Annotated in this window: 8 protein-coding genes; 5 read left to right on the top strand and 3 right to left on the bottom strand. The window is 57.2% G+C overall.

Annotated features, from left to right (window positions below; all coding sequences use genetic code 11):
• Positions 1-249: 249 nt before the first annotated feature.
• Complete coding sequence (locus MPRO_RS04185; RefSeq protein WP_067287404.1) at positions 250-486, bottom strand: hypothetical protein; 237 nt, start codon at positions 484-486, stop codon at positions 250-252.
• A gap of 249 nt (positions 487-735) precedes the next feature.
• Here MPRO_RS04185 and MPRO_RS04180 point away from each other — a divergent pair, with 249 nt between their 5' ends.
• Entirely contained in the window at positions 736-2349 is a 1614-nt protein-coding gene (locus MPRO_RS04180) for a BCCT family transporter (RefSeq protein WP_067287401.1), read from the top strand.
• A 253-nt stretch (positions 2350-2602) separates the two neighbouring features.
• On the opposite strand, the gene MPRO_RS04175 is transcribed toward MPRO_RS04180, so the two are convergent.
• Complete coding sequence (locus MPRO_RS04175) at positions 2603-3322, bottom strand: TraX family protein (protein WP_082708432.1); 720 nt, start codon at positions 3320-3322, stop codon at positions 2603-2605.
• 509 nt (positions 3323-3831) lie between these two features.
• Here MPRO_RS04175 and MPRO_RS04170 point away from each other — a divergent pair.
• Positions 3832-4554 (top strand): NAD(P)-dependent oxidoreductase, encoded by a 723-nt coding sequence (locus MPRO_RS04170; RefSeq protein ID WP_067287398.1) that lies wholly within the window; start codon positions 3832-3834, stop codon positions 4552-4554.
• Between the two features lie 162 nt (positions 4555-4716).
• Here MPRO_RS04170 and MPRO_RS04165 read toward each other — a convergent pair whose 3' ends face one another.
• Positions 4717-5076 (bottom strand): rhodanese-like domain-containing protein, encoded by a 360-nt coding sequence (locus tag MPRO_RS04165; protein WP_245635024.1) that lies wholly within the window; start codon positions 5074-5076, stop codon positions 4717-4719.
• Between the two features lie 118 nt (positions 5077-5194).
• Here MPRO_RS04165 and MPRO_RS04160 point away from each other — a divergent pair, with 118 nt between their 5' ends.
• From MPRO_RS04160 to MPRO_RS04150, 3 genes are all read left to right on the top strand, one after another.
• Positions 5195-5629 carry a MarR family winged helix-turn-helix transcriptional regulator gene (locus MPRO_RS04160; RefSeq protein ID WP_067287395.1) on the top strand — a complete coding sequence of 145 codons (435 nt, stop codon included), beginning with the start codon at positions 5195-5197 and terminating at the stop codon, positions 5627-5629.
• A 134-nt stretch (positions 5630-5763) separates the two neighbouring features.
• A complete protein-coding gene (locus MPRO_RS04155) occupies positions 5764-7365 on the top strand; it encodes a C13 family peptidase (RefSeq protein ID WP_067287394.1) in 1602 nt (533 codons plus the stop codon).
• 117 nt (positions 7366-7482) lie between these two features.
• Entirely contained in the window at positions 7483-9009 is a 1527-nt protein-coding gene (locus tag MPRO_RS04150) for an alkaline phosphatase D family protein (RefSeq protein ID WP_067287391.1), read from the top strand.
• Positions 9010-9120: the final 111 nt, after the last annotated feature.

The following is a 9120-nucleotide window of genomic DNA, read 5'->3' as shown; positions in this document are numbered from 1 at the left end:
GGTGGTTGTGTTAGTTCTGTTGGGGTGTTTAGGGCTAGGCCCGGATTTGCTGGTAGGGAGTCGTCGTCAGCGTCAGATTGGTATAAGAGACAGCCCAGAACCTCCGCGATTTCTGCCCTTTTGTGACCTTGCTGAAACAACCGGATAGCCAAGTCGCGGTTGTGTTGCTGAAGCTCAGAAGAGACTTTCCGTGTGTCTATTTTTTTCATGCACGGATTATACTCAATTTATGCCTAATTGTCCGCCGGGTTAATAGGGGTCGTCATGAGGGCTGGACATGTAACCGGACCGGTCCTCGGGGGCGTCGAAGATGGTGCCAAGGTCTGAATGGATATTGAGCACGAAGGTCATGCGCTCACATTGTTCCTCACTGAGAATCTCGGGAAATGGCTGGTCAGGATCCAGCTTCAGGATAGCGAGCGCCTGATTTGGCGTGCACTGCCATTGGACCAGAATACGCAACGCATCGGAGAGACCGGTGCTCATATGTTTAACTCCCGCATACAGTCTTTAGGGTGTCCCGCTGGCACGAAGCCGGCCAACCGAAAAATAGGCAAATTACAGTATAGATGCCGCCGCCGGATACTTCGCAAGGAACGGGTGTCGGGTGCAGGGCCTGCTCCGCTGTCTATAATTTCAGTCTTCAAGGGTGCATGTAAGGCTACATCACTATCCAAAAAGAAAGTCGGCACTGCCGTGCAACCGCTCGGTCGAGACCCGGAAACAGGAAAAATAATGACAGACTCATCACCTGACAGTGGCGAAATCGAAACTGATTTCACGGTTGGGCAGGACAATATAGACGGTAATCTTGGCCCGATCGGGTTCGATATTCATAATCCGGTATTCGTTATTTCCGGATTGACCGCCGTCGGTTTTGTTCTCCTGACATTGATTTTCCCGGACCAGGCAGGAGCCACCTTTGCGGCTGTGCGTGACTTTACGATCACCAAGCTCGACTGGTTTTTCATGATCATCGTGAATTTCTTCGTGATTTTCTGTATCGCGTTGATTTTTATGCCCATATCGAAGGTGAGGCTGGGCGGGAAAGACGCCGTGCCTGAGTATTCCTACCTCGAATGGTTTGCGATGCTTTTCGCCGCTGGCATGGGTATTGGGCTCTTGTTCTTCGGTGTTCTTGAGCCCGTTTATCACATGAATGTTTCGGGGCCCTTGGGCGTTGCCTCACCCATCGCTGCAGACGGCAGCATTATCGGGGAAAACGTCGAGGCGGCGCGGGCAATGGGGCTGGCGGCAACCTTTTATCACTGGGGTCTGCACGGCTGGGCGGTCTACGCCATTATGGCTCTGGCGCTTTCTCTTTTTACCTACAACAAGGGTTTGCCATTCTCGATCCGTTCCTGCTTTTACCCGATTCTGGGCGATCGCGTTTGGGGCTGGTGGGGGCATATCATTGATATTCTTGCGGTTTTTGCCACTCTTTTCGGTTTGGCAACGTCTTTGGGACTGGGAGCACAACAGGCCAATGCAGGTTTCAACTTTGCTTTCGGACTGGGAATCTCGACCAACGCTCAGGTGACTATCATCATTCTGGTGACGGCGGTTGCCCTGGTTTCGGTTTGGCGTGGCCTTGATGGCGGCGTAAAAATCCTCTCTGAAATCAACATGGGGATTGCGGTACTTTTCTTCCTCTTCGTTCTCTTGGCCGGACCGACACTGGTGGGTTTGAGCGGCTTCTGGACAGGGCTTGTCGCCTACACCCGGGAGATCATCCCGCTATCAAATCCCTTTGGCCGCACGGATGACGCCTACCGCCAGGGCTGGACTGCATTCTACTGGGCGTGGTGGATATCTTGGGCGCCTTTTGTCGGCATGTTCATCGCCCGCGTTTCGCGTGGCCGCACTGTGCGTGAATTCATCATCTGTGTATTGGTGATCCCGTCCATGATCATCTTTCTCTGGATGGGTGTATTCGGTGGCATCGCGATTGATCAGATCCTCGTCAGCCCGGAAACCTCGCTGGTGAAAGCCAATGTGATCGATAGCTATTCACCCGAGCTTTCTCTTTTCGGCATGCTCAACGAATTGCCGTTCACCAAAACAGCGTCGACGATAGCCATTTTTCTGGCGCTCGTGTTCTTCGTTACCTCGTCGGATTCCGGATCACTCGTCGTCGATACAATTACGGCTGGAGGTAAAATTGATGCACCGGTGCCCCAGCGCATTTTCTGGTGTGTTATCGAAGGTTTGATTGCGATTGTGCTCTTGATTGGTGGTGGTTTGTCGGCACTTCAAGCGGGTGTAACCGCAACCGGACTGCCATTCTCTGTGCTCATGCTGGTAATGTGCTACACGGTGTTCCAAGGCCTGCGTAGCGAACCACGCTAGGAGGCCGGCTCAAACTACAGTGAACCACCTGAGTTTGGCTGTTTTTTGTAGGCGCGGGGTCAAGTGGCCACGGGAGGGCAAGTTTTTCCTTATGCCCTTCAGGTTTGCGACTGAAGCAAAAACTTGGCCCTGCTATTCCAGTCCGGCAGGCTATAAGCGCAAGAGCCGCACAGTCGCTTAACACCATGCCCACGATTGCGGGATAAAATAATCACCAATCACCAATCACCAATCACCAATCACCAATCACCAATCACCCCGCGCCGCCCACCAGATCACGAACCAGCCAGATCAGTCCCAGGTGCAGCGGGTAGTAGGCGTAGAAGAACCCGCGCAGGCGCGGGATCGTCAGATTGAGGCGTGTGGCGCCCAGGATCAGGGGTACAGCGGCCAGGGCCCAGAAGTTGCCATTGCTGAACCAGAGGGCGGCGCAGGCGAGCAGGGTCACAGCTGCTGCGGGAACTGAGGGTCTTTTGCAGTAGATCCAGACGGTGATACCAAGGCTGAGTCCCAGCCAGCTGTATTCGATCAGGCTGCCGCCCACCATAAAGAGCACAGCGGCGGCTTGCCGGTCGTTGCGCTCGATCAGGTACAGGATGGCGGTGAGTACCAGCAGTGAAAATAGAATGTTCAGCGGCCACCAGCCGGCGTGCTGCAGGTCTCCCAGAGCGATGAAGGGTGCAGAGGCAAGGGCACCGACTATCGCCAGGCGCTGCATAGTGCGCGGGTAGCTGTCGCGTTCAAACTGGCCCGGGCGAGCCAGGTTGTAGGCCAGCACAAACACGAAGAGCGGCAGGGCCAGGCGGCCGAGTTCAGCCAGAAACGGCACAGTGCCGTTGAACAGGAAGCGGTTGAGGTGATCCCCGGTCATTAGAATCAGCGCGATCCATTTCAACGCCTCGACGCTACCACTGGACAGGGCAAGGGAGGGTAGAGAAAAGTTGCGGCTGTGCTGTGTGGCGCTGTCAGTCATAGTCTCGTCGGGACTGTTAATTTGTAACTCTGAGCTCATTTCAACCCTGGCTGGGCGCCTGTGTCTGTGGGATGAAACAGTAACAGTTTTGGTATTCGGGTGCCTGGCCAGTGAAAAACCTGGATGCGCTGGCCAACCCCGAGGCGCTGGACCTGTACCGCAATCTTCCCCAGCTGCAGAGCTGATCAGACCCGTGCAATTGGGCTTACGTCTGTGCAAATGACGAGTAGGCTGGTACGTTCAGGCGGGTGTTTGCTCAGGTCGTGATCTATCTCATTGGTCGCGTCACCTGAGCTCAAAACGACAGAAGTCTGTATGGATATCAAGGATGCGGCTACCTTACAGGGCTGGCCCTTTGTTCGTTGGGTCACCGCCGAGAATAATTAATGCGGGCGGGGCCTTTTTGACCGGCTGGCCGAAAAAACGCACTGGGTAACCTATCAGAAGAGCACCGCGATATAGCAGGCTTGATTAATGGGTTGCTCGATCAGGGATCAGAGGGAACAAGGATGAATGTTTTGGTGATTGGTGCCAGCGGTGCCACGGGGCGCTTGCTGGTGGCGCAGTTGTTGGACCAGGGCAACAGAGTGAGGGCGATTGTGCGCTCCGCCGATGCGTTGCCTGAGGATATCCGGCAACACGCATGCTGCAGCCTGATCGAGGCTAGCGTGCACGATATTGACGTCGCAGACATGGCGCAGCATCTTCAGGGCTGCGATGCGGTGGCACTGTGCCTGGGGCACAATCTGACCTTCAAGGGCGTATTCGGGCAGCCGCGCATGCTGGTGCGGGATACGGTACGCACCCTGTGCCAGGCGATCAGGCAGAATGGCACTGCGGCGCCGGTGCGGCTGATTCTGATGAACACCAGCGGCAACTCGAATCGTGATCTGGCGGAGAAAACCTCCTTTGGCCAGAGGTGTGTTATCGCGCTGCTGCGGCTGTTGTTGCCGCCCCATCTAGATAACGAAAGGGCCGCGGACTATCTGCGTACCGAGGTGGGTCAGTCGGATCGCCATATTGAATGGGCGGCGGTGCGCCCCGACCGCCTGACCGATGAAGATCAGGTCACTCCATATGATCTCCATCTGTCACCCATTCGGGATCCCATTTTTGATTCCGGCAATAGCAGCCGCATCAATGTGGCGCACCTGATGTCGGAACTGGCCAGCAACGATAGCCTGTGGCGCGAGTGGAAGGGGAAGATGCCGGTTATCTACAATGCATCCTGAGGTCGCTTTCAGCTTTCAGCTTTCAGCTTTCAGCTTTCAGCTTTCAGCTTTCAGCTTTCAGCTTTCAGCTTTCAGCTTTCAGCTTTCAGCTTTTGCTGTTTTCTTGCATCTAGCCCCTAGCCCCTTTTTTCTGCCCCTCGCCCCTCGCCCCTCGCTTTCTCTTTAATCCGCTGAGGCCTCCATCGGATAACCGGCTTCCAGCCAGCCTTGCTTGCCTTCAACGAACTCCAGCACCTTGCTATAGCCCGCAGCGGCCAGGGTGCGGGCGGCGATGCTGGAGTTCTGGCATTCGGTGCTGGCGCAGTACACCACTATAGTGGCGTCCTTGTCGGGCAGTGCGCTGGGGGCGAGCAGGCGGATTTCGTCATGGGGCAGATTGATGGCGCCGGGCAGGTGTTCGGCGTCGTAGTAGCGCGCAGGCAGGGCTTCGACAATCAGCGTCGCCTCGCCGGCATCCAGGCGTGCCTTGAGGGCATCCCGAGTAATAGTGCTGTAGCTGAGTTCGTTCATGGGCTTGTTCATGGGTTCGTCTCCCGCTGGGGTTAACTGTACGTCTGTTTATTTGGTTGCAGTTGCAACCTGATTTAATGCTAGGCCCTAATAGTTGTAGATGCAACCGGATGTGACTAGACTTGTTTTCATGAAGCCACGACTGCGCGAACATACCGTTACGACCTGGGCCCGGCTGGTACGCACCGAAACGACGCTGATCGACCAGGTGCAAAAGGCGCTTAAGGCCGCAAAACTGCCGCCCCTGGGTTGGTACGATGTTTTGCTGGAACTAAAACGCGCGCCGGGGGGAGAGCTGCGCCAGTATGAAATTGGTGCACAGACCTTGCTGACGAAGTACAACCTGTCCCGCCTGGTGGATCGCCTGCAGCGCGAAGGCCTGGTGGAGCGCCATGCCTGTGCTGAAGATGGCCGTGGCAATCTTGTGCGCATAACCACGGCGGGTACTGAGTTGCTGCAGCGCATGTGGCCGGTGTATGGCGCCGTGCTTGAGCAGCAGTTTGAGCGCCGGCTCAGTGTCGATGACTTGCTGGCGCTGGAAAATATTCTGCAAAAACTGGAGTAGTAGATCCTGCCTCTTGCTCATTGCCCGTGCCCAGTGTGATGGGGCACTGACCAGGCCCAGGGGGTTGGGCGTACACTGCATCGAACACTGGCCCCATTCGCATCAATACAGTCAACAGGACAGGCAACAGGGTAATGACCGACTCACCACGCGACGCCTGGGATCAGCCCGTGCAGGCCACGCCGGAACAGGCTTCTGCCGTTGATCCGCAGGAAGACGACGGCGCCTTGCCCGACGATACCGCAGCGCTAAATTCCCCTGCGCAAACGCAGCCTGAGCTTTTTGGCGCCCTGGGGCTGAATTTGCGCGCCGGTATCAAGCTGGCGCTGGGGCATACGCCGGCACCGGCCGATCTGCACAGCGGGCTGGAGCAGTGTCTGATGCTGGGCATGTTGTTGCTCGGGCTGGAACTGGGCGGCAGCTACCTGAGTACTGAAGCGCCGGCGCGGTTTGATGCTTACGGGCTCAACTATCTGGGTGCCAGCTGGCTGCTGAACCTGTTTATGCTGCTGTTGGTAACGCGACTGGCGGGTGCTGCGCGGGCGGGTTTTGCGCCGCTGCTGGTCGCCTTTCTCAGTGCGGCCCTGTGGATAACCCTGGTATCGCAACTGCTGTGGCAGGCCCAGCAGTACCTGATGCTGTCGGGCAGCCTGGTCTGGGGGCTCTTTGTCGTTCTGTTGCTATGGCAATGGCGGGTTCTGGTACGGCTGCTGCATGGCTTTGCCGGGGCCAGGCCAATGCGGGCCTTTGTGCTCGGCGGTTTTTACAGTCTGGTGCTGCTGGCGAGCCTGTGGGTTCTGCCCCGCACCGAGCTCTGGTATACCGATGAGGCCACCGAGCAGGCGGCGCAGCCATCGAGGGCCAGGCTGGATGTCGAAACTGTTTTCTATGCCCAGCCCGGCCTGATGCAGCAGAGCCTGGCGGCGTTGCAGCCGCAGCGTCCAGGGGTGACAGATCTGTATCTGCTGGCGCTGGGGGGCTTTGGGCTGGAGGATGTGTTTCTCAAGGAAGTGGAGTATGTACGCGAGCAGTTCGATCGCCAGTACGATACCGCCGGTCGCTCTTTGATACTGGCCAATAATCCCGCCCGGGTGAGTCAGTATCCGTTGGCCAACAGGCCTAATCTGGCCCAGGGGTTAAGGGGCGTGGCGCAGAAAATGGATACAGCCGAGGATGTGCTCTTTCTGTTTATGACCTCCCATGGCAGCCGCGATCATCGCTTTTCGCTGGAGTTCGGTGCCATCGAGCTGAATGACCTGACACCGCAGCAGGTACGCCAGGCGCTAGATGATGCCGGTATCCGCTGGCGCGTAATTCTGGTGTCGAGCTGCTTTTCCGGTGGCTTTATTGAGGCGCTGCAGAGCCCTGAAACTCTGGTGATTACCGCGGCGGCGGCGGATAGAACCTCCTTTGGCTGTGGTGTCGACAGCGACTTCACCTATTTTGGCACCGCCTATTTCAAGCAGGCGCTGCCGCAGCAGCCGCGCTTTATTGAGGCATTCGATCTGGCCAACAGCTGGGTGAGCAACAAGGAGCAGCAGGAGGACATCAGCGCCTCGCAGCCACAGATCTTTGTTGGGGAAGTCATAGCGCAGAAGCTGGATAGCCTCTACCTTGAACCCAAATTGCAAACGGCCTTCAGCCTTGCCGTGCCGGATGCGTCGTCGGCCTGTGATACCAGCCGCACTCAAATTGAAACCCAAAACGAAAGCCAAAGTGACGCCTGTCAGCCCTGAGCTGATTGCGGTTAATGTCATCGATTGACCGTTCAGTCAAAAAACCTTCATCTGCCTGTTGTCTGGTGTTCATCTAGGCGGCCTATTCTCATCGATTTGCACCCCAAGGGCAGATAGATGAAAAGACGTAATTTTCTGCAGGGCTCGGCCCTGTTCGGTTGTGGCTTGCTAATGAACGCGGCCCAGGCGTCCGCGGCGGATTCCCGTCCTTTGCTGGAGCAGGGTATTCAGATTGGTGATGTGCTGAGCGACCGCGCCATCGTCTGGGGGCGCAGCGACCGGCCCGCACGCATGTGGGTTGAGTGGGCCCGCCGTGAAGACTTTTCCGATGCTGTGGCTGTGCGCGGCCCCTGGGCACTGCCGCAAGGCGACTTTACCAGCCAGATCGAACTCGTTGGCCTGCCTGCCGGCGAGCGCATCTTTGTACGGGTGGGCTACCGCGATGCCGAAGACGATAAAATGTCTGACTGGGTTAACGGCAGTTTTATGACAGCACCACTGCTGGCGGCACCTGTGCGTTTTCTCTGGTCCGGCGATACGGCGGGGCAGGGGTTTGGCATTAACCCCGAATTTGGTGGCATGAAAATCTACCGCACCATGGCGGATCAGGCGCCGGACTTCTTCGTTCACAGCGGCGATACCATCTATGCCGACGGCCCCATCCCCGAGTCCATCGAGGTGGAAGATGGCAAGCTGTGGAAAAATCTGGTGACACCGGAAGTCAGCAAGGTGGCTGAAACCCTGAACGAGTTCCGTGGCCGCTATCGCTACAACCTGCTGGATGAGAACGTGCGCCACTTCAACAGTCAGGTGGCCCAGCTGTGGCAGTGGGATGATCACGAGGTTGTGAACAACTACTCGGCCTCCAAGGACCTGTCCGGCGATGAGCGCTATCAGGTCAAGAGTGTGGGCCTGCTGCAGGCACGGGCCAGCCGCGCCTTCTTCGATTACGCACCGTTGCGCCAGACAGGCCCCCAGGGCAGTGATCGTATCTACCGGGCGTTGCCCTTTGGTCCCTTGCTGGATCGTTTCATGCTGGATCTGCGCTCTTATCGCGGGCCTAACAGCGCCAACATGCAGGTGGCCGCCGGTGCCGATACAGTATTGCTGGGGCAGGATCAGTTGCAGTGGCTGCTGGATGAACTCAAAGCCTCGAAGGCGACCTGGAAAGCGGTGTTCTGTGACATGCCCATCGGCCTGCATGTGGCGGATGGCGACAACTGGGAAGCCGTGGCCAACGGCGATAACGGTAAAGCCCGTGGCCGCGAGCTGGAGATCGCCTGGCTGCTGAAGGAAATCAAGGCCGCCGGTATCGAAAACGTGGTCTGGTTTACCGCCGATGTGCATTACACGGCCGCGCATTACTATGATCCTGCCAAGGCGCCTGAGAAGGACTTCTCGCCCTTCTGGGAGTTTGTGTCCGGGCCCCTGAATGCCGGTTCCTTCGGGCCCAATGCCCAGGACGATACCTTCGGCCTGCAGGTGAAATACCAGAAAGCACCGGAAAAACCCAATATGTCGCCCTTTGCCGGGCTGCAGTTTTTCGGCCAGGTGGATATAGATCCCAAGAGCCGCGCCATGACAGTAACCCTGAAGGATCTGGAGAACGCGTCCCTCTTTACCCAGGTGCTGACACCGGCCTGAAGCCTGAAACTTTAAGCCTTAAGTGATAGACGCGAAAGACGGCCCCGGTACTCATTGCGCTGCAATGATGCCGGGGCCTTTTTTCTGCTCCTTCCCTGCTGCTGTATTCGC

It is taken from the genome of Marinobacterium profundum, from assembly GCF_001528745.1.
In the GTDB taxonomy this organism is placed as follows: Bacteria; Pseudomonadota; Gammaproteobacteria; order Pseudomonadales; family Balneatricaceae; genus Marinobacterium_A; species Marinobacterium_A profundum.
The sequence above is the reverse complement of the archived record's forward strand: the minus strand, read 5'-3'. Positions and strand labels throughout refer to the sequence as shown.

Excerpts from the sequence above, each read along its gene's own strand:
- MPRO_RS04150 (WP_067287391.1), top strand. The coding sequence starts at position 7,483 with ATGAAAAGACGTAATTTTCTGCAGGGCTCGGCCCTGTTCGGTTGTGGC.
- MPRO_RS04185 (WP_067287404.1), bottom strand. The coding sequence starts at position 486 with ATGAGCACCGGTCTCTCCGATGCGTTGCGTATTCTGGTCCAATGGCAG.
- MPRO_RS04160 (WP_067287395.1), top strand. The coding sequence starts at position 5,195 with ATGAAGCCACGACTGCGCGAACATACCGTTACGACCTGGGCCCGGCTG.
- MPRO_RS04180 (WP_067287401.1), top strand. The coding sequence starts at position 736 with ATGACAGACTCATCACCTGACAGTGGCGAAATCGAAACTGATTTCACG.
- MPRO_RS04155 (WP_067287394.1), top strand. The coding sequence starts at position 5,764 with ATGACCGACTCACCACGCGACGCCTGGGATCAGCCCGTGCAGGCCACG.
- MPRO_RS04175 (WP_082708432.1), bottom strand. The coding sequence starts at position 3,322 with ATGACTGACAGCGCCACACAGCACAGCCGCAACTTTTCTCTACCCTCC.
- MPRO_RS04170 (WP_067287398.1), top strand. The coding sequence starts at position 3,832 with ATGAATGTTTTGGTGATTGGTGCCAGCGGTGCCACGGGGCGCTTGCTG.
- MPRO_RS04165 (WP_245635024.1), bottom strand. The coding sequence starts at position 5,076 with ATGAACAAGCCCATGAACGAACTCAGCTACAGCACTATTACTCGGGAT.